Source organism: Salinispora fenicalii (assembly GCF_000514815.1).
Classification (GTDB): domain Bacteria; phylum Actinomycetota; class Actinomycetes; order Mycobacteriales; family Micromonosporaceae; genus Micromonospora; species Micromonospora fenicalii.
The window spans coordinates 44,333-62,976 of sequence record NZ_AZWQ01000009.1; the positions used below are offsets into that span (position 1 = coordinate 44,333).

Annotated in this window: 14 protein-coding genes, 1 pseudogene and 1 riboswitch; of the genes and pseudogenes, 4 read left to right on the forward strand and 11 right to left on the reverse strand. The window is 70.8% G+C overall.

What is annotated here, in order from left to right; genetic code table 11:
• Positions 1-55: 55 nt before the first annotated feature.
• Entirely contained in the window at positions 56-1,465 is a 1,410-nt protein-coding gene (locus B116_RS0101800; protein WP_027659041.1) for a hypothetical protein, read from the reverse strand.
• Between the two features lie 462 nt (positions 1,466-1,927).
• On the opposite strand from B116_RS0101800, the gene B116_RS0101805 reads away from it, so the two are divergent.
• Positions 1,928-3,268, forward strand: a complete 1,341-nt coding sequence (locus B116_RS0101805) for a right-handed parallel beta-helix repeat-containing protein (RefSeq protein WP_033667254.1) — start codon at positions 1,928-1,930, stop codon at positions 3,266-3,268.
• A gap of 115 nt (positions 3,269-3,383) precedes the next feature.
• On the opposite strand, the gene serS is transcribed toward B116_RS0101805, so the two are convergent.
• The 4 genes from serS to B116_RS0101825 form a co-directional block, all read right to left on the reverse strand.
• Complete coding sequence (gene serS, locus B116_RS0101810) at positions 3,384-4,667, reverse strand: serine--tRNA ligase (protein ID WP_027659043.1); 1,284 nt, start codon at positions 4,665-4,667, stop codon at positions 3,384-3,386.
• Between the two features lie 96 nt (positions 4,668-4,763).
• Positions 4,764-5,933 carry a saccharopine dehydrogenase family protein gene (locus B116_RS0101815; RefSeq protein WP_027659044.1) on the reverse strand — a complete coding sequence of 390 codons (1,170 nt, stop codon included), beginning with the start codon at positions 5,931-5,933 and terminating at the stop codon, positions 4,764-4,766.
• Positions 5,934-5,958: 25 nt separating this feature from the next.
• Entirely contained in the window at positions 5,959-7,131 is a 1,173-nt protein-coding gene (locus B116_RS0101820) for an alcohol dehydrogenase catalytic domain-containing protein (RefSeq protein ID WP_027659045.1), read from the reverse strand.
• Positions 7,128-7,511 carry a hypothetical protein gene (locus B116_RS0101825; protein WP_033667240.1) on the reverse strand — a complete coding sequence of 128 codons (384 nt, stop codon included), beginning with the start codon at positions 7,509-7,511 and terminating at the stop codon, positions 7,128-7,130. The genes B116_RS0101820 and B116_RS0101825 overlap by 4 nt, the downstream gene beginning before the upstream one ends.
• Before the next feature lie 249 nt (positions 7,512-7,760).
• On the opposite strand from B116_RS0101825, the gene B116_RS0101830 reads away from it, so the two are divergent.
• Positions 7,761-10,559 carry a LuxR C-terminal-related transcriptional regulator gene (locus B116_RS0101830; RefSeq protein WP_027659047.1) on the forward strand — a complete coding sequence of 933 codons (2,799 nt, stop codon included), beginning with the start codon at positions 7,761-7,763 and terminating at the stop codon, positions 10,557-10,559.
• A gap of 143 nt (positions 10,560-10,702) precedes the next feature.
• On the opposite strand, the gene B116_RS0101835 is transcribed toward B116_RS0101830, so the two are convergent.
• Positions 10,703-11,251, reverse strand: a complete 549-nt coding sequence (locus B116_RS0101835; RefSeq protein WP_018721349.1) for a DsbA family protein — start codon at positions 11,249-11,251, stop codon at positions 10,703-10,705.
• Positions 11,252-11,805: 554 nt separating this feature from the next.
• Between B116_RS0101835 and B116_RS0101840 the strand changes: the two genes are divergently transcribed.
• Complete coding sequence (locus B116_RS0101840) at positions 11,806-12,168, forward strand: STAS domain-containing protein (protein ID WP_018721350.1); 363 nt, start codon at positions 11,806-11,808, stop codon at positions 12,166-12,168.
• A 73-nt stretch (positions 12,169-12,241) separates the two neighbouring features.
• Here the strand turns inward: B116_RS0101840 and B116_RS0101845 are convergent, their stop codons facing one another.
• The 5 genes and pseudogenes from B116_RS0101845 to B116_RS0101865 form a co-directional block, all read right to left on the reverse strand.
• Positions 12,242-13,300, reverse strand: coding sequence for a coiled-coil domain-containing protein (locus B116_RS0101845; protein WP_027659048.1), 1,059 nt, complete (start codon positions 13,298-13,300; stop codon positions 12,242-12,244).
• Positions 13,301-13,315: 15 nt separating this feature from the next.
• A riboswitch (cyclic di-AMP (ydaO/yuaA leader) is annotated at positions 13,316-13,447 on the reverse strand.
• An 88-nt stretch (positions 13,448-13,535) separates the two neighbouring features.
• Positions 13,536-14,450 (reverse strand): cation diffusion facilitator family transporter, encoded by a 915-nt coding sequence (locus B116_RS0101850; protein ID WP_018721352.1) that lies wholly within the window; start codon positions 14,448-14,450, stop codon positions 13,536-13,538.
• Positions 14,451-14,648: 198 nt separating this feature from the next.
• A complete protein-coding gene (locus tag B116_RS0101855; RefSeq protein ID WP_027659049.1) occupies positions 14,649-16,766 on the reverse strand; it encodes a HelD family protein in 2,118 nt (705 codons plus the stop codon).
• Between the two features lie 37 nt (positions 16,767-16,803).
• Positions 16,804-17,385 (reverse strand): annotated as a pseudogene (locus B116_RS24635) (alpha/beta fold hydrolase); the annotation flags it as partial.
• 113 nt (positions 17,386-17,498) lie between these two features.
• Positions 17,499-17,828, reverse strand: coding sequence for a hypothetical protein (locus B116_RS0101865; RefSeq protein ID WP_018721355.1), 330 nt, complete (start codon positions 17,826-17,828; stop codon positions 17,499-17,501).
• A 310-nt stretch (positions 17,829-18,138) separates the two neighbouring features.
• Here B116_RS0101865 and B116_RS0101870 point away from each other — a divergent pair, with 310 nt between their 5' ends.
• Positions 18,139-18,630 carry a DUF3145 domain-containing protein gene (locus B116_RS0101870; protein ID WP_018721356.1) on the forward strand — a complete coding sequence of 164 codons (492 nt, stop codon included), beginning with the start codon at positions 18,139-18,141 and terminating at the stop codon, positions 18,628-18,630.
• Positions 18,631-18,644 lie beyond the last annotated feature (14 nt).

Sequence of the window (18,644 nt, forward strand, 5' to 3'; positions counted from 1 at the left end):
CCACCGCCGGCCGGCGGTGGGACCCAACCTCTGGTGGCGCGGGCCGGGTGGCAGGTCAGCCCGCGCAGCCTGGGACGTTGACGCAGTTGTTGGGTCGGTTCTTGATCACAACGGTGCCGGTGGCGGTGTTCAGATTCACGGTGCCGCCCGCAATGTTGAGGATGCCCCCACCGTCGGTGACGGCTGTGTTCTTGACGATTTTGGTGGCGAAGAGGGTGAGAATGGCGTTGTCGTTGTTGAAGACGCCGCCGCCGGTATCGGCCTGATTTCCGGCGATCCGGGTGTTTCGAAGCACGACTGGAACGGCGAGGTTGCGAATTCCACCGCCCCGGGGCGCCCTGTTGTTGGTGATTTCACTGTCCTCGATGGTTGCGGCGCTCGCGCCGAGAACGTTCTGAATTTCGAGGCCACCAGCGCCATCGCCCGGGGCGTTGTTGTCCGTGAGCTTAACGCGTCGCAGGGTGAGTTGCCCCTCCTCGAAGATGCCGCCCCCCGAATTGGCGGCGGTGTTGTGGCTGACGGTGGAGTCGGTAACAACGCTGATGGCAGCGTTGTCGCCGATTCCTCCGCCGGCTAGTCCGGAATGGTTGTGGGTGATGCTGCTGTGACTGATGCGTGTGGTCGCATTGTTGACACTGCCGACTCCGCCGCCGATCGCGAATCCGGTGGCGGTGTTTTTGGTGATGGTGGAGTGTCCGATGGTGAGCAGGCCCGCCGTATTCTGGAGGCCGCCAGCGCTGGCCCGTGCGGTGTTCCCACTAACCGTGGAGTGCTTGACGGTGGTCGTGCCGAAGCTGGCCACACCGCCACCGTTGTTGCCGATGTTCTTTTTGATCACGCTGTGGTTGATGGCGAGGGTGCTTCCGCTGTTGGCGAGGATCCCCCCACCGTCGTCGAATGTTTCGGTCTGGCCGCCGGTGATGGTGAGGTGGTTGAGGGTGAGGTCGCCGCCGGCCTCGACGATCAGAATGCGGAACTCGTCGGCGGCGGCGGCGCGTTCGATGATGGTGTGTTTGCTGCCGTTGAGGGTGATTGGGGTGGTGATGGCGGGCAGGCCGGCACCGCCGAGGTCGGCGGTCAGGAGATAGGTGCAGTTTTTGGCGAGGTCGAGGGTGGCTCCGCCGCGGGCGTTGGCGAGGGTGATCGCGGCGATCAGCGCATCCGCATCGCAGGGGACTGGTGTGCCGCCACCGGGCTTGCCTTTGTCGTCATGGTCGCGCCGGGCGTCGGTCTTGCCGCGGTCGCGCCGGGCGTCGGTCATGCCGCTGCCGTGCTTGCTGTGGTCGTCGGCGGTGGTCTGGGTGCGCCCGGCGGCGTCGGCGGCTGGGGCGGCGGCGACGCCGACGGTGCTGAGGGCGAGGCCGGTCACGCCGGCTATCCCGGCTGCCCACCAGCGCCGCCGTGGCCTCGGTCGGTCCCCGTTCTGGCGGGCGGCCTCGGGTTCGTGGGTGTCCTGATAGCTCATCGCGGTGTCGTGTCCTTCCCGCCAGCGACGAAGAGACCACCGTCGGATGGACCGGGTGGCTTCCTCGGCGACCGAATCGTTGGTAGTAGCCACCCGCACGCTAGCCCCGTCGCAACCGGAATCAGACATGAAATCAAAAACATCCTCAAAACGGACAGGATTGTCGGCTTGACGATGGTTGGCCATCCGGGCTGACGCGATGGGTGTCTTGTACCGATATGAGGAACTTTACGGTGAAAGCGCCTCATCATTCGGTTTGGTGGACTTTAACTACTGGTGCGGCTGGACGGCCGCCCCACCGCTTCACCAGGAGCGCGGACCCGACCGACACGAAGGTAGATCACGATGCCGGACCAAGCACGGCCACCAAGACGAGCCCGTCGGCGGCGGCTCGCCCGGACGGCGACGACGCTGGGCGTAGCGACTCTCGCTGGCTTTGCGACCGTGGCCGCCACCGGATCCATGGGCCTCGCCCAAGCGCCCGGGGCGCTCACCCGAGCCGCCCTGTCGGGGAGCGACGGCAGCAACACCTCCGGCAAGGGTGGCCCGGAACAGCACCGAAACAGCTCCGCCAACGGCGACGGGGGTGGTGAAATGAGCACCGCCGGAAACCCGGGCTGGAAGGGTGATGGCCATGGTGACGGCAAGGACAAGGGCACCCCGGTGCCCTGCGACCCCAACGCCCTGATCGCCGCCATCACCGCGGCGAACCAGGCCGGCGGCGGCACCCTCCGCCTCGCCGAGAAGTGCACCTACACCCTCACCATCAACCAGGACGACAACGGACTACCCCAGGTCTTCCAACCCATCACCATCTACGGCCAGGGCGCCACCATCATCCGGGCCGCCGCCGCCGACGACTTCCGCATCTTCGAGGTCATCACCGGCGGCGACCTCACCCTCAAAGACCTCACCGTCGCCGGCGGACAGATTGCGGACGCCGACGGCGCCGGCATCGCTGCTGGCGAAGGCACCCGCCTGACCCTCGAACGGGTAACCGTCCGCGACAACATCGCCACTGGCGCGGGTAGCGAAGGCGGCGGAATCTACAGCGACCGGAGCAAGGTAACGATCACCAAGAGCACCATCACCCGCAACACCGCCGAAGACGGCGGCGGCCTCTTCAACGACAACGCCGTCGTCTTGATCAGCAAGTCGAAGGTAACCCACAACACCGCCAGCGACGAAGGTGGTGGATTGGCCAACAACGACGGCAACGCGACCATCGACCACGTCGTGATCAGCGACAACACCGCGGTCGATGGTGGCGGCATGCACAGCGACGGGGACCTCACCGAGATCACCAAGAGCACCATCACCCGCAACACCGCCAGCGGACTCGGCGGCGGCATCTACGACGACGGCGACGAATCCCTCCTGCTCCAGCACGTCAAGGTCGCCGAGAACACCGCCACCTCCGGCGGCGGGCTCTACCTCGTCGAGGACATCGGCGCCACCATCGAGGACAGCAAGATCGTGTACAACACCGCCACCACCGGCGACGGCGGCGGCATCGCCATCGTCGGCGTAGAAGACGGTGACCCGGTGGTGGCCCTGCGCCGTACCACCGTCTCCGGCAACCAGGCAGGTGGAGCGGCCGGCGGCATCTTCTTCAGCCCATTCGATGAAACCAGGGTCCTCACCCTCACCGACGTCCGGGTCACCGACAACATCGCCCAGAACGAACCCGGCGGCGTCTACAACGGCGGCGTGATCAACGTCTTCGGCACCATCACCATCATCAACAACCGACCCACCAACTGCATCGGCAGCCCCGGCTCTGTACCAACCTGCTTCGGCTGACCGACCCACCACGACTGACGCCCCCGGCACTCGCCGGGGGCGTCAGTCGTCGGCTCTGGCCCGACCACGCCGGGGCCTGCGCCCGGTATGGTCGGCGGCGGTGATCTCGGCGGCCTCAGCGAGGGGCGAGGCGGTCAGTGCCGAGGCGGTCCCGCAGCACCTCCGGCACCAGGACACTCCCGTCGGGCTGCTGGAACTGCTCCAGGATCGCTGGGAAGAGGCGGCTGGTGGCCAGCGCCGAGCCGTTCAGCGTGTGCACGAAGCGGGTCTGCTTGCCACCCGGCTCGCGGTAGCGGATCGCCGCCCGCCGGGCCTGGTAGTCACCGCCCCAGGAGACCGACGAGACTTCCTTGTACTTTCCGGTGCTCGGCATCCAGACCTCGATGTCGAGGGTCTTGCGCATCGCGGCGCTCGAGTCACCGGCCGCGAGCAGGCTGCGCTGGTAGTGCAGGCCCAGCCGTTCCACCAGGCTCTCGGCGTGGGTGACCATCGCCTCCAGCGCCGCGTCGGCCTGCTCCGGCAGGACGAACTGGAAGATCTCCACCTTGTTGAACTGGTGGCCGCGCACGGTGCCGCGCTCGTCCGAGTGTGACCCGGCCGCCTCCCGGCGATAGCACGGGGTGTACGCGAACACCTTCAGCGGCAGCTTCGTGGTGTCCAGGATCTCGTTCTGGTACGCCCCGAGGATCGCCGTCTCGGCGGTCGGCAGCAGGAACTGACCACGGGGGGCGGACTGCCGGTCCAGGTGGTAGACGTCGTCGTAGAACTTGGGGAACTGCCCGGCGGCGAAACCGGCGGTCTCCAGCAGCAGGTGCGGCGGGAGCAGGAACTCGTAGCCGGCCGCGATGTTCTGGTCGATCAGCCAGTTGACCAGCGCCCACTCCAGCCGGGCGCCCAGGCCGGTGTACATCCAGAAGCCGGAGCCGCCGAGCTTCACGCCCCGCTCGTGGTCAACCAGGCCCAACCGTCGGCTCAGCTCGACGTGGTCGCGTACCTCCGCGATCGCCGGTGGCTCGCCGAAGGTCTTCACCACCCGGTTGGCCTCCTTGCCGCCGGGCACCACGTCCTCGGCGGGCAGGTTCGGCAGCTCGCTCATGCGAACCCGGAGCTGGTCCTGCACCTCGCCCAGCTCGGTCTCCAACTCGGCGAGTTGCCGACGACCGGCCTCGGCCACCGTCGGCTCCGGCTCGCGGCCGGCCCGCTTGGCCTCCGCGTACGCCCGAGCTTCCGCCTTGCGGCGTTGCCGCTCGCCGTCGATCTCGGTGATTAGACTGCGCCGCTGCTGGTCAAGCTGCGACAGCTCGTCCAGCGCACGGGTCACCTCCGCCGGGTCCAGTCGCTTGGCCAGCGCGGACGCCACCGCGTCGCGATCTTTCCGGATCAACTCCATGTCGAGCATGCTGCTCCGTACGCCTCCGTCCGGATGTCGGGTGAACCATCAGATGCTACCGTCGCGGGCCCACCGCTCCCGGCCTGCCCTCAGCGTCGGCTCCGGCTACCGCACGCGGAAGGTGATGCCGGCGCGTTGGAGCCGGTCCAGCAGGGCATCGCCCATCGCCGTGACCGGGGTGACCTGGCCGGTGGCCGGGGGGAGGTCGTCCAGGGCGAGGCAGAGCGCCGACTCGGCGAGCATCTTCGCCGTCTCGTCGTAGCCGGGGTCACCCCCCGTCACCTCGGTACGCACCTGCTGCCCATCGCTCTCGGCGAGGAACCGCAGCTGGAACCAGGAACGGGCTCGCCGCTCGCGGCTCGGGCCCTGCCCGGGGCTGAGCCGACCGAACAGCCAGCGCCGGGTCGGCGGCAGCTTCACCAGCCCCGTCACGGCGGCGATCCCGGCGGCTCCGGCCAGCAGAGTCGGTAGCCGCCGTACCGCCGCGAAGTGCCGGTAGCGGAAGTCCGGCCCGTACTCCGGGCGGGCGGCTGCCGAGCGGCGTACCACCTGGGGGTCGATCGTCGGCAGCGGCACCACCCACATGCCGAGCTCGGGGGAGCGGGCGATCCGGCCCGACACCGCCCGGACCCGCCGGCCCTCCGGCGGCGGCTCGACCGTCCGCCGGGCCGCGGCGGCCCGGCTCGTCTCGCCGGTCCGCGAGAACGCGGTCAGGGCCGAGTGGTACGTGCCGCCGGAGAAGCGCCCCCCAGCCCGCACGAAGCCGTCAACGCGGATTGGCGTGCCCGTCGGGAGCTGCTTGAGCGTGAACCAGACACCCAGGTCGTACGGGATTGAGTCGAAACCGCAGGTGTGCACCAGCCGGGCGCCGGTGCGTACCGCCGTCTCGTGGTGTCGCACGTACATCAGGTCGACGAACTCCGGCTCGCCGGTGATGTCCAGGTAGTCGGTGCCCGCCGCGGCGCAGGCGGCCACCAGCGGCTCGCCGTGGTGGATGTACGGGCCCACGGTGGAGGCGACCACCCGGGCGCGCTCGGCCACCGCCCGCAGTGACGCGGGGTCGGTGACATCGGCGGTGAGCAACGGTAACTCGGCCAGCGTCGAATCGACAGCGGTAAGTCGAGTTCGGACAGCGGCGAGCTTGTCCGGGTTCCGCCCGGCCAGCGCCCACCGCAGCCCGGGCGGCACGTGGTGGGCCAGGTATTCGGCGGTCAGGCCTCCGGTGAAGCCGGTGGCGCCGAACAGGACGAGGTCGTACGTCCGCTCCGGAGACATCCGCTGAGTCTGCCACTTGAGGTGCCTATTCGGCAGAGGGCAACTCTGGACTGAAGACGGTCCGGACGCAGCCGTCCCGTCGGTCCCGAAACAGGGCGTACCCGCGCGCCCCCTCCTCCAGCGGCAGCCGGTGGGTGGCCAGGTACTCGGTTCGCAACTCGTCGCGGGCCATCCGTTCCAGCAGCGTCGGCACCTGCCCCGCTCCGTGCTGCCGCGCACCCCGTACCCGCAGCCCTTTGGCGCCGACCGCGCCCAGCGGGAAGGCGTCCACGTGCCCGGTGAACTCGCCGAGCACGACCACGGTGCCGCCCTTACGGCAGGCGTGCACCGCCTCGCGGACCGCCGGAGGCCGCTCCGCCGCGCCGGTGAACCGCTCGGTCAGGGAACGCGGTCGCCCGTCCCAGGCCGGTCCGACCGCCTCCACGCAGATGTCCGGCCCCCGCCCGCCGGTCCGTTCGCGCAACTCGGCGAGGATGTCCGTGTGCCGCGGATCGACCGTCTCCGCGTCTGTGTGCCGTCGTGCCATCCGCAGCCGGTCCACCTGCGGATCCATGATTATCACCCGGTCGGCGCCGAGCAGGCTGGCCGCACGGGCGGTGAGTTGACCGACCGCCCCGGCACCCCAGACCGCCACCACGGCTCCGGGTTGGACCCCGCCTAGTTCGGCGGCGAGCCAACCAGCGGGGGCGGCGTCCGCGGCGAAGAGTGCCCGTTCGTCGCTGACCGCGTCGGGAATGCCGTACGCGCCGACATCGGCGTACGGGACGCGGACGTACTCGGCGTGACCACCGGCGAACCCGCCCGCAGCGGTGGGCCGCCCGAAGGCGCCGGGCACGGGATGCCCGTACGCCAGCTCGCTCGCCTCCGGCGCCAGGTTTCCGTTGTCACAGCACCACGGTGCGCCGGAGCGGCACTGCCAACAAGAGCCGCAGGCCACAGTGGAGCTGACCACCACCCGGTCACCGACCCGGTGCCGGCTTACCTGCGGCCCCACCGCGACGACCTCGCCCAGGAACTCGTGTCCGAGGATGTCCCCGTCGGCCAGGTGTGGTGCCAGACCGGCCAGGAGGGGCAGGTCCCCGCCGCAGGTGGCGCTCAGACGTACTCGCACGATCGCGTCGTGGCCGTTGCGTAGCTCCGGATCGGGTACCTGCCGGACCGCGACCTGGCCGGCATTCGCCCAGCACAGCGCTCTCATCCGGCCGGCCCCCGGTCGATCGGCGAGCGGTCGGCGCGGAGCACCTCACCGGTCTCGGCGAGCTGCTTGGCCTGTCGCAACGCGGCCCGTACCACCCGGTCGGGATGGTCGCCCGCCACGTGCGCGGCGAGACCCGGAAGGGTCGTACCAGGACGGATTCGCGCGGCCAACTCGGTGCCCCGGTCCGCGGGCGCGGGCCAGACGTCTACCTGGACTGCGCGGCCGAGTCGGCGCAGCGGCTCCGGCCACCGCCCGCCGGGCAGCACCTCGTTGGGCGGCCGGTCAACCGTCACCACCGCCCAACCACCGGCTGGCTGGGCAGTGGGGCGCGGGTCAACCGCGCGGACCCGCCGTCGGGCGCCGGCGAGCCGCGCCAGCATCCTGGCCCGCCTCGTGCGGTGCTTCACCCGTGCCTCCCCTTCGTTCCGTCCGCCACCGGGTTCGTCCGCTATCCGGTTTCGTCCGTCACCGCGGTTCGTCGTCACCCGGCTCGCCGCCGCCCCGTCTGACGCCGCTCTTCCCAGCATCGGTTCAGCCTGGGTGAAACGGGTTCCCCCGGAAGGGGTGAACCGCCACCGGCCGGGTAACCGCAGGGCCTGGGGAGAACGTGTCCGATGGGGGTGGGGCCGATGCCGGAGGAGCGACGGCAGACCACGGGAGTTGGCACGCCACTCCTGGCGTCCCGACTGACCCCGGGTCCACTGCCTGGACCGGTGGTGCTGCGGCCCCGGTTGCTGCGGCAGCTTGACGAGGGGACTGCTGTGCCGGTGACTCTCGTCGTCGCGCCGGCGGGCTGGGGCAAGACAACGTTGCTCACCTCCTGGTATCAGGCCGCCACCGGCGGCGATCCGGTGTGGGGTGGTCCGGTGACCGACGCCGCCGACGGGGGCCGTGCCGGGTCGCCGACGACGGTCGGGGCGGGGGAGCCGGACCTGTCGGAGTCGGGGTCTGGCCGGGACCGGCCGGACCTGGGCTGGGTCTCGGTAGAGGCCGGTGACGACGGCGAACGCCTCTGGTCGTACCTGGCGGCGGCGCTGAGACCCGCGGTGGGCCCGCCGCGATCGGCGGCGCTGGACGGGCCGCCCCGTCCAGATCAGCTGGAGGTGCTGGCCGCGGCACTTGCCGCCCGGGAGCGGGCGGTGCTGCTGGTCCTGGACGACCTGCACCGGATCACCGACCCGGCGGCGGTCGCCGGATTGGAATTCCTGCTCCGCCACTGTGAGCAGCGGCTGCGCCTGGTGGTCGGGGCTCGCGCCGGGGTACCGCTGGCGGTCCACCGGTGGCGGCTGGCCGGCGAGCTGACCGAGCTCGGTCCAGATGACCTGGCTTTCACCGGCGATGAGGTCGCCGACCTGCTGACCGCGCATGGGACGGCCCTTCCGGCGGAGGGGGTCCGGCGGCTACGCGAGCGCACCGGTGGCTGGCCGGCGGCGCTCCGGTTCGCTGCGCTCGCCTTGCCGGGGCAGCCGGACCCGGCCCGGTGGGTGGGGCAACTCGGTGGCGACCAGCCGGACATCGCCGGCTACCTGCGCGAGGAGGTCCTTGGCGGGTTGGATCCGGATGACCGGGAACTGCTCCGTAGTACGGCGGTGGCGGACGCCGTCTGCGCTGGCCTCGCCGATGCGGTGACCGGCCGCCCGGACACCGGGGCGAGGCTGGCCGAGCTGGCCGGCGTCGGCGGCGTCCTGCGACACGACGACGGCCGTCCCCCCTGGTACCGCTGCCATCCGCTCCTGGCCGACCTGCTCCGGGACGAGCTGGCCCGACTACCGACCGAGCACGTGCGGGAGCTACACCGGCGAGCCGCTGGTTGGTACGCCGACAACGGGCGGCCCGCCGACGGCCTGCGGCACGCGCTCGTAGGCGGTGACTGGGCCGGGGCCACCGAGCTGTTCCTCATGACGTGGCCGGAGCTGGCGCCGTACGACCGGGAGTGTTCGGCCGCGCCACCACCACCGCCCGCCGAGACTATGGCGCGGGATCCGGAGCTGGCCCTGGCGTGCGCGGCGGAACGGGCGTACGCGGGGGATCTTTCGGCCGCGGAGGGGTATCTGCGCTTGGCCGGGGCGGCGGGTGAACTGCCGGTGCCTCGCCGGGAGCGCTTCGTCCGGTTGGTCGCCGCGGTGGAGCTCGCGGTGGTCCGCTGGTCCGACGACATTCCGGCGGTGCGCGCCGCCGCCGCCCGGCTACTTGCCACCCACTCGGCGACGCGGGCACCCGGGGGACAAGACCGCCCGCCGGCGGTGCCGCCCGTCGCCGAGCCGCGCGGCACCACGGTCGAGGATGCCGACGGGTGGGCGGTGGCGGGCACCGCGCTCGGCCTGGTCGATGTCGCCGCCGGCGAGCTGGGCAGTGCGCAGCGGCAGCTGGAGGCGGCGTCCCTGGCCGCCCGGACCGCCGGATGGGTACGAACCGAGCTGGCCGGTGCCAGCCGGGTGGCGCTGCTGTGCGCGATCCGCGGTGAACTGCGGCGGGCGGAGGCGGGGGCCCATTCCGCGCTCGCCCTCCCACCCTGCCAGGGGTGGTCCTGCCGGACCGACTGCGGCTACGCGTACCTGGCGCTGGCCGTGGTGGCGCTACTGCGGGATCAGCCCGAGGAGGCGGCGGCGAATCTGGCGTTGGCGGAGCCGGCGATCGTGGAGCCCGCCGCGAGGGCGGTGGTGGCGCTATCCCGCTCCCAGCTGTTGCGGGACGCCGGTGACCTCGCGGGTGGGTACCGACTGCTCGTCGCCGCCCGGGAGCGGCTGGGGGAGTCGCGGGGGGAGTTGGACCGGTGGCTGCGGGGTGCCGAGGCCGACCTACGCGCGGCGCGGGGCGACTTGGACACCGCCCGGGAACTGCTTGCCGGGACGGGCCCGGAACTCGCGGTCGGCCTCGCCCGGGTGGAGCTGCGGGCCGGAGACGAGCAGACCGCCGAGGCGGTCCTGCCCGACTGGCAGGCGGCCGAGGCGGTGGACTGGCCGCTACCGGTGCGGGTGGAGGCCGCGGTGCTGAACGTGGTGCTGGCCGAGCGGGCGGGGGATGACCGACGGGCGCACCGAACCCTGGAGGTCGCCCTCGACCTGGCCGGCGGGGAGGGCATCCGGCGGCCGTTCACGCGTGCCGATCCGGAGCTGCGGGACCTACTGGCCGCTCATCTGGACACCGGTACGGCGCACTGGTCGGCGGTGAGCGACCTGGTGCGCGGGGCGGCGGAGCCGGACGAATGGGCCGGGCCTGCCGGGGCTGCGCTGGCCGAGCCACTGACCGAACGCGAGGTGACCATCCTGCGCTACCTGCAGAGCATCCTCTCCAACGTGGAGATCGCGGCCGAGCTGTCGTTGTCGATCAACACCGTGAAGACGCATGTACGCAACATCTATCGTAAACTCGACGCCACCCGCCGTCGGGAGGCCGTCCGTCGGGCCCGGGATCTGCGGCTGATCTGAGCGGCGGTCCCCGACCCGTATCCGGATCGTCCCCATCCGGGCCGCCAGGTCCACCTCACCTGCGGGTCGCCGCCGCAGCGTGGCCCTGCTGGTGGCCGCCGCCGCGCACCGCGGCGGCGGCCACCACCGGCGAAGCGCGCCGGTCATTTCCGGCCGGCGGCGTCAACCGCTGCCAGCAGGTCGGTGAGGTCGTACCCGCCGTCGTGTCGGGCACCGTTGACGAACAGTGTCGGGGTGGCCTCCACACCGCTGCGAATGCCGCCGACGAAGTCCCGCCGGACCCGATCGCCGTGGGCCTGCCGTTCGGTCTCGGCGTCGATTTCGGCGGCGGAGAGACCGAGTTGTCCGACGCCGAGCGAGAGGTGTACCGGGTCGAGCTGGTCCTGGTGCTCGTACAACCAGTCGTGCATCTCCCAGAACCGTCCCCGGGCTCCGGCCGCCTCGGTGGCATGGGCGGCGTTCTCCGCGTACGGGTGCACGTTGGAGATCGGGAAGTGTCGGTAGACCAGCCGGACCGTGTCGGCCCGCTGACGGAGTAGTTCACTGAGGTTGGCGTAGGCGACCCCGCAGAACTGGCACTGGAAGTCCGCGTACTCAACGAGCGTCACCGGCGCGTCCACCGGTCCCCGGACGTGGTCGCTCTCCGTCACCGGGGTTCGGAGGAGTGGGGTGACCTGGTGTGGGGTCGTCATCACCGCACCACCCAACAGGTGCCCCGTGCCGACCAGGTCGGCACGTTCGGATCGGTCATGCCCCCACTGTCGCTGGTGGCGGGGTGAGGGCGGCTCACCCGGCCCGGATGGTTCCCGACTTCGCGGCGTCGGCGCGACGAGTTGGTTGTGCGGCCAGCGGAGGAGGGCGTGGCAAGTGACCACGCCGGGCGGGCGGGGTCTGCGCGTTTCGTCGCATCAGGCCGCTACATTGGGCCCGTGACTGTTTCGGGTCTCGGGTACTCCGGCCCTTGACTGTTCGGATTGAGAACTGTTCGTGTTGACAACTGTTCGTGTTTGATTACTAGTCGGGCTGGTAACTGTTCCGGATGGGAGATGTTCGGGTTGGGGGCTGTTCCAGTTAAAAGACAGCTCCGTAACCGGAGGGTGAAATATTCGGATAAGAGCGACCTGGCATTCGAACCCCAAGAATTGCTCACCCCAGGGGGTGGCGACCGAGCGTGTCGGAGGAATACTCTCGGTCGCGGCCTGCGTACTGATGAGGTGCCTGTTGGTGGGCGAGTGGAGGTACTCACGTGAGCCTGTCGATCGTAAAGGCGGTCCTACCCGGGAGCGTCGTGGAGATCTCGCCGCGCGGTGAGATCGATGTCGATACCGCGTACGAGGTACGTGAGGCGGTCGCTGAGGTCCTGGCCAAAGGCCGTCCTCGCCGCATCGAGTTGAACATGCGGCTGGTGACCTTCATCGACTCTGTCGGCATTAGCGCGATGGTCGCCGGCTTCCAGACCGCAGAGGTGAGCGGCGTGAAGCTGGTGGTAACCGAGCCGAGCCGGTTCGTGCACCGGCAGCTCTGGGTTGCTGGTCTACTCGGCCTCTTCGGCGCCCCCGAGCCCTACGTCGCGGGGGCGGCGGCCCCAGAGGTCCTGCCGGGAGCCTGACTTAGCTCGCCCCGGGCGGTGTGCGGGCCGGGAGCTGTTCGGCAGCGGACGGCTCCCGGCCCGCACACCCGGGCTAGTAAACCGACAGATGCACGTGGTTGGTGTGGTCGCTCGATGGATCGCCGGCGGCCCCGCTGTACGACTGCCACCCACTGCTGGGCAGCCAGATTTGCCGATACCAGATCACGTAGAGCACCGCGAGTTGGTCGGCGTTGTCCACCAGGAACGCCGCCAGGTTGTTGCCGTACGTTCGGTCGCCGCCGGTGGCATCTCCGCCGAAGCCATCCGGCTGAGCGGCGAAGTCGCAGGCCCGGCCCTTGGGGTGCTCGCCGGAGCTGCCGGAGCGGAAGCAGGACACGTAGCGGGTGAAACCGGCCGCCTTTGCCTGGTTCAACGCATGCAATGTTCGCGGGGTAATGCAACCATCCGCCGGGGTGGGATCATTGACGCTGCACGTCTCAGCCGGCCAGGAACCATCCGCGTTGCGTGGGGCCGGGGCCGCCTGGGTCGAGTTCTGGGTGGTGTTGGTGGGGGCGGCTGCGGCGCGGGCCTGCTCATTGGCGACCGTCAGCGCCTTCTCCGCCTGCTCCTTGCGCTTGGCCATCAGGGCCTCTTGCTTGCGCTGTTCGATGATTTCGGCCTCGACCGCCTGGCTGTCCTGGGTGATCTGCTCTTGGGTCTCCTGCAACTGGTGCAGGGCCTGATCCTCGTTGGCGACTACCGCCTCCAACGTGGCGACGCGGTCCAGGAGGTTTTCCGGTGAGTCGTTGTCGAGTAGCACCGACGCGGTGCGCAGCGGACCGGTGCGATAGGCCAAGTCGGCGATCTGCTCAACCCGCTCGGTGTGCTCGGCGTGCTCGGCCTTGGTGGTGTTGAGTTGGGCGGTGAGCTGCTGCTGTCGCTGCACCGACTCGGTAAGCGCCCGTTTGGCGTCCAGGTAGCCCTTGCTGGCTGCCTCGAGCTCGGCGCGAAGGGCAGGGGTGCCGCCCTCCGGGTCGTCGGTCACCGCGAGCTGGCGGGTGGGGGGAGCGGCTACCGCGGGGCCGGCGGGGACGAGGCCGGCGCTGATGAGGGTGAGCGCCACAATGATCAAGGCCGCCGCTCGGACGGCGCGGTGTCGTACGGGTGCCACTGTTGGCATATGCAGATGTCCTTCCGTCAACCACCGACCGGGTTAGCTGACGGGTTCGGGACGGAAGATCCCTACCGCTGACGCGGATGCACCCCAGGTACCTGGTTCCCCGGCTCACCCGGGCGGGTGATTAGGCGGCGGCCTCGCCGGCACCGGTGTGCCGCCTGGCGCAGGCCGGCTCAGAGCCTAACCGGTGCGGCTGAGGCGGGCGTACTCGGTAGTTGAGCGGAGCTCACTACCACTCGACGGACCCGCAGTCCCCGCTGTCCGGCCCCGACTCGACCTGTAACGTCGCGTGCTCGATGTGGAAGTCCTCCTTCAGCGCGGATCGGGCGGCTCCGAGGACCGCGCCGACATCGGCGGTGGAGGCGACGGTGAGGTGCGCGGAGGTTACCTCCATGCCGGAGGTGAGGGTCCAGATGTGCAGGTCGTGCACCTCGCTCACTCCGGGTACGGCGACCAGCCGGTCGTGCACCGCGGTGACTTTGAGGTGGTCCGGCGCGGCCTGGACCAGGATGCGTAGGGCTGCCCGCCCGAGCCGCCAGGTCCGCGGCAGGATGAACAGCCCGATCGCCACTGCTACGAGCGGATCAGCCCACCGCCAGCCCGTGCCGGCGATAACCAGTGCCGCCGCGATCACGCCGAGGCTGCCGAGCAGGTCGCCCAACACTTCGAGGTAGGCGCCCTGAATATTGATGCTCTCCTTTGCGCCCGGGCGTAGCAGTGCGAAGGCGACGATATTGGCGAGAAGGCCCAGGATGGCCACGACCAACATGGGCCCGGTGCTTACCTCGGGCGGATCACCGAAGCGGCGGACGGCCTCCACCAGCACATAGATCGAGACAGCGGAGAGGAGTAGGGCGTTGGCGAGGGCGGCCAGCACCTCCAGCCGGTAGAGCCCGAAGGTGCGCTGCGGGTCCCCGCCGCGGCGCCGGGTGGCGGTCAGCGCGGCGAGGGCCATGCCGATGCCGAGGACGTCGGTGAACATGTGCCCGGCGTCGCTGAGCAGGGCCAGAGATCCGGTGCGGACAGCGGTCACCGCCTCCGCCACCATCAGGGCGGCGAGCAGGGCGAAGGCGGCCCAGAGGCGCCCCCGGTGCCGCTGCCCCGCGTTGGCTACCGCCCCATGGTGGTCATGTGCTGCACCCACTCGGACACCTTCCGCCGGCTGTCCGGTCCTGCACCCAACCTATGTTCACATTGCCATGTGTATGCCGAAATCGCCCTGAGCCGTGCCGCGGAACCGCGACCAGCGGGGACGCCCTGGGCGGTGACACCCTGGGCGGTGACAACCCAGCGGTCGCGCCCCGGGCGGCGACACCGGGCAGCGCGATCAGTCGAGCGCCGCTCAACCGGACACGTCAACCGTGGTGAGCCGTTGGGTGGCGCGGGACAGCGCGACGTACAACGTCCGCACGCCCGACCCCGGCTCCGCTCGGATCTCACCCGGGGCGACCAGGACGACGCCGTCGTACTCCATGCCCTTGGCCTCCAGACTCGTCACCACCTGCAACCGGGGCGCGTCGAGCCCGTCCAGCCAACCGGCGACCTCGGCCCGGCGCGGCACCGGCGTGACCACGCCGACCGTACCGGGGACCTCGGCGAGCAAGGTGGTGACCGCCGCCAGCACGGTGGTCTCCAACTCGGCCGGCGGCACACTCAGCCGCACCGGGTCGACTCCGGTCGAGCGGACGGCGATCGGCAGCGGGAGGTCCGGGTCAACCCGCCGGATTTCGGCCGCCGCCACCGCGAAGATCTCCGCCGGGTTGCGGTAGTTGGTGGTCAGGGTGAAGTGGTGCCGCGGACGCCGGCCGAGTGCTTGGTCGCGGGCCCGCGCCAACTCCGCCGGGTCGCCGGTCCACGCCGTCTGCGCGGGATCGCCAACCACGGTCCAGGAGGCCAACCGCCCCCGCCGGCCGATCATGCGCCACTGCATCGGTGACACATCCTGGGACTCGTCCACCACCACGTGCGTGTACTCGCGATAGTCCTCGGGCCGCTCGCGGGCGGCCTGTCGGGCGGCGCGCTGCCGATCGGCGAACGTGCTCAGCTCGCGCACCCCGCCCGCTAGCTGGAACGGGTCCCGCCGGGGCCGGGCCGGCTTCATCGGTTTGCCGAGCAGGGCGTCCAACTCGTCGAGCAGCGCGACGTCGGCCACGGTCAACCCAAGGGCACCCCCGGCCCGGTACGCCTCGCCGAGCAGGCGGACCTCGTCGGCGGAGAGTACGCCCGCGGCGTACCGGCGCAGCCGCTCGGGCTGGGCCAGCCAGTCGAGTACGTGCCGCGGGTGTAGCCGGGGCCACCACGCCTTCAGGAACTCGCGGAAGTCCGTCCGGTCGGCCAACTCGTCCTCGAACGCCCGCTGCTTCGGCAGCCCGGGAATGCCTAGCTTCCGGGCCTGCGCCCAGAGCGCGGCGAAGACCCCGTCGAAGCCCACCCGGCGTACTTCGTTGCGCCGTGCGCCCCGCCGCAACGCCCGATCGCGGATCGCGGTCAGTTCGCGACGGTCCACCCGCAGTAGCTCGCCCTGGTAGAGCAGCCGCAACTCGTCCGGGGTGCCCGGCGCTGCGTCCCGGGCGGCCCGCTCCAGGACCCGCCGCATCCGCAGCGAGCCCTTCACCGCGGCGACCTCCGGCGGGTCGGTACGGGTCGCACGCACCCCCGGGAAGAGCCCACCGAGGGCGGCGAGGGTCGCGGTCTCCTCGCCCAGCGACGGCAGCACCGACCCGATGTACTCGACGAACACGGCCGACGGCCCGACCACCAGAATGCCGCCGCCGGCGTACCGGCTGCGGTCGGTGTAGAGCAGATACGCCGCGCGGTGCAGGGCCACTGCCGTCTTGCCGGTCCCCGGGCCGCCGGAGACCACGGTGACACCGTTGCCCGGGGAGCGGATCGCCTCGTCCTGCTCGCGCTGAATGGTCGCCACAATGTCCCGCATTCCCCGTCCGGTCGCCTGGGACAGGGAGGCCAGCAGGGCGCCGTCGCCGACCGTCGTCATCTCCGGCGGAGTGGCAGCCGGGTCGAGTAGGTCGTCCTCGACTCCGGTGACCCGCTCTCCGCTTGAGGAGATCATGCGGCGGCGGATTACGCCCAGCGGCTGCGCCGGGGTCGCCCGGTAGAAGGCGGCGGCGGCCGGGGCCCGCCAGTCCACCACCAACGTCCTGGCATCCTCGTCCCGGATGCCGAGGCGCCCAACGTGCAGCACCTGCCGGTTGTGCAGGTCGAGTCGGCCGAAGACAAGCCCCTCGTGCTCAGCGTCGAGCAGGTGCCGGCGCTGCGCCGCGTGGAAGACCATCGCGTCCCGCTCGACCAGCGCGCCAAAGTTGCCGACCCGAGCCAGGCGATAGCCGTCGGACTCGGCGCGGACCGCCGCCTGGCGCAGCTCGGCGAGGCGTGCGTACACCCGGTCCAGGTGCCGTTGCTCGACGGCAATCTCCTGCTCCAGCTCGGTCCGGTCGGTCAACGTTCGTTCCTCCTGGCGTCGGTGACCTGCTCGGCGGTCAACCGCACGAGGGTACGCCCCGTTCGTCGAGGACCTGGCCCAGCACCCCGGCCAGGGCGGTGTTCACCACGCCGGGGCGTTCCAGCATCAGCAGGTGCCTGCGCCGGGGCACACGGTCCGCCGGAAGGTCGGCAGCGCGGCGGTGATGGACTCCGTGCACGGCAGCGGGGTCAGCCGGTCCCGGTCGCCGACCAAGGTGGCCCTTGGCAGGTGGGCCAGGCCAGTCAGGGCCGCCAGCCGATGTTGGGCTCCGGTCGAGGCGCGGAAGCCGTCGATCGAGCGGAGTGACGCGTGGGCCACGGCGCGGGTGACCAGGCGAAGATCGGCTGGGTTGTACCGGTCGCCGAAGAGCACCCAGCGGCTGCTGGGCCGGGGGGCGCGGAGTAACGGCCGGGGCGGCCGCCGAGTTCCGCAGCGGGCCAGGACGCCGGCGCCGGTGCTCTCCGCGAGTCGGATCAGCCGGGCGACCCGGGGCGACAGGGCATAGACGGTGTGCGCGTGCCCCTCGGCGGTGGTGGAGACGAAGACCAGACCGGCGACGCGGGCGGCGACGTGTGGGGTGGCGGTGGGCGTACCCCATATAGCGGGAGCGCAACTCCGCTGACCAGCGAAAAATGGTGCGGCACGGCGGGAAATCCCGCCGTGCCGCACCATTCGTTGCTCCCCCAGCGGGGCAGCCGGGTAGCGGGAGGGTCAGCCCTCGAAGACGCCGGCCTCGACGAGGCGCTTCTCGGTGGCGTCCCAGCCGTCACCCGGGTGGATGGTGTTGAGGGCGCTCAGCTCCGCCCGAATCTTGGCGGCGTGGCCCGCGGCGGCCAGCGTCCGGATCTCCTCGACGAAAGCGTCGGAGTCGGTGCGCAGGTGCTCGGTCTTGCCGTTGGTCAGGTTACGCACGTACACGTTCTGGCCGCCGTTGAGTGGAATCAGGTACTTGAACTCGCCCAGCACGCTGAGGGCACCACCCTGGCCAGCCTGGCCGGCCCGGACAGACGCGCGCGCGGTCTTCGAGGTGTTGCTCGCCACGGAGGTACTCCTTGCAGACGTACGGGAGGACGCGGGTAAGACGTCCGGGGGCTGGTGCGGACCTCACCCGGTGGGTGATCCGCGGAGAAGTTCGCGGCACAGGCCGCCAATGGAACTGTACACGAGCGGGTGGCTGGGTTGGCCACCGCCTCGGGTTGGTCCAACGGGCTCACCCGACCGGCTATTCCGGGACCCGGATTTTCCGAATCCCTGGCGTACCATCCGTCACACCAGTCATGATGTGCCCCGGTAGCCACCTGGCTCGACGAGGTCGTAGGGGAAGACGCACCTCGCTCCCCGGGAGGTCACCGTGCCAACGCGTGGCGTCGTATACGTCCACTCGACCCCGCTCGCCGTGTGCTCGCACGTCGAGTGGGCGATCGCGCGCGTCCTCGCGGCGCCGGTCAACCTGCAGTGGACAGCTCAACCCGTTGACCCCGGCGCCCGCCGGGCGGAGTGCGGGTGGACCGGTCGCCCCGGAACGGGCGCCGAGCTGGCTGCTGCCCTCCGGCAGTGGCCCATGATCCGTTTCGAGGTCACCGAGGAGCCGAGTCCCGGCGTCGATGGGGAACGCTTCATGTATGTCCCAGGCCGTGGGCTCTTCCGGGCAACCATCGGCGCAGCCGGCGACATTCAGCTCGGTGAGGACCGGTTGCGCAGCATCATGACGGAAGCCCGGGCGCCCGAAGCGCTCGCCCATGCCCTGGAGAAGGCCCTCGGGGCGGCCTGGGATGCCGAGCTGGAGCCCTACCGGTACGCCGGTGATGGCGCCCCGGTGACGCTGCTCACCCGCGTTGGCTGAGGTGCACCCACGAA

What these genes read in the sequence shown, in the direction of transcription:
- B116_RS0101800 (WP_027659041.1), bottom strand. Translation starts at nt 1,465, where the DNA reads ATGAGCTATCAGGACACCCACGAACCCGAGGCCGCCCGCCAGAACGGG.
- B116_RS0101805 (WP_033667254.1), top strand. Translation starts at nt 1,928, where the DNA reads ATGGGCCTCGCCCAAGCGCCCGGGGCGCTCACCCGAGCCGCCCTGTCG.
- serS (WP_027659043.1), bottom strand. Translation starts at nt 4,667, where the DNA reads ATGCTCGACATGGAGTTGATCCGGAAAGATCGCGACGCGGTGGCGTCC.
- B116_RS0101815 (WP_027659044.1), bottom strand. Translation starts at nt 5,933, where the DNA reads ATGTCTCCGGAGCGGACGTACGACCTCGTCCTGTTCGGCGCCACCGGC.
- B116_RS0101820 (WP_027659045.1), bottom strand. Translation starts at nt 7,131, where the DNA reads ATGAGAGCGCTGTGCTGGGCGAATGCCGGCCAGGTCGCGGTCCGGCAG.
- B116_RS0101825 (WP_033667240.1), bottom strand. Translation starts at nt 7,511, where the DNA reads ATGCTGGCGCGGCTCGCCGGCGCCCGACGGCGGGTCCGCGCGGTTGAC.
- B116_RS0101830 (WP_027659047.1), top strand. Translation starts at nt 7,761, where the DNA reads ATGCCGGAGGAGCGACGGCAGACCACGGGAGTTGGCACGCCACTCCTG.
- B116_RS0101835 (WP_018721349.1), bottom strand. Translation starts at nt 11,251, where the DNA reads ATGACGACCCCACACCAGGTCACCCCACTCCTCCGAACCCCGGTGACG.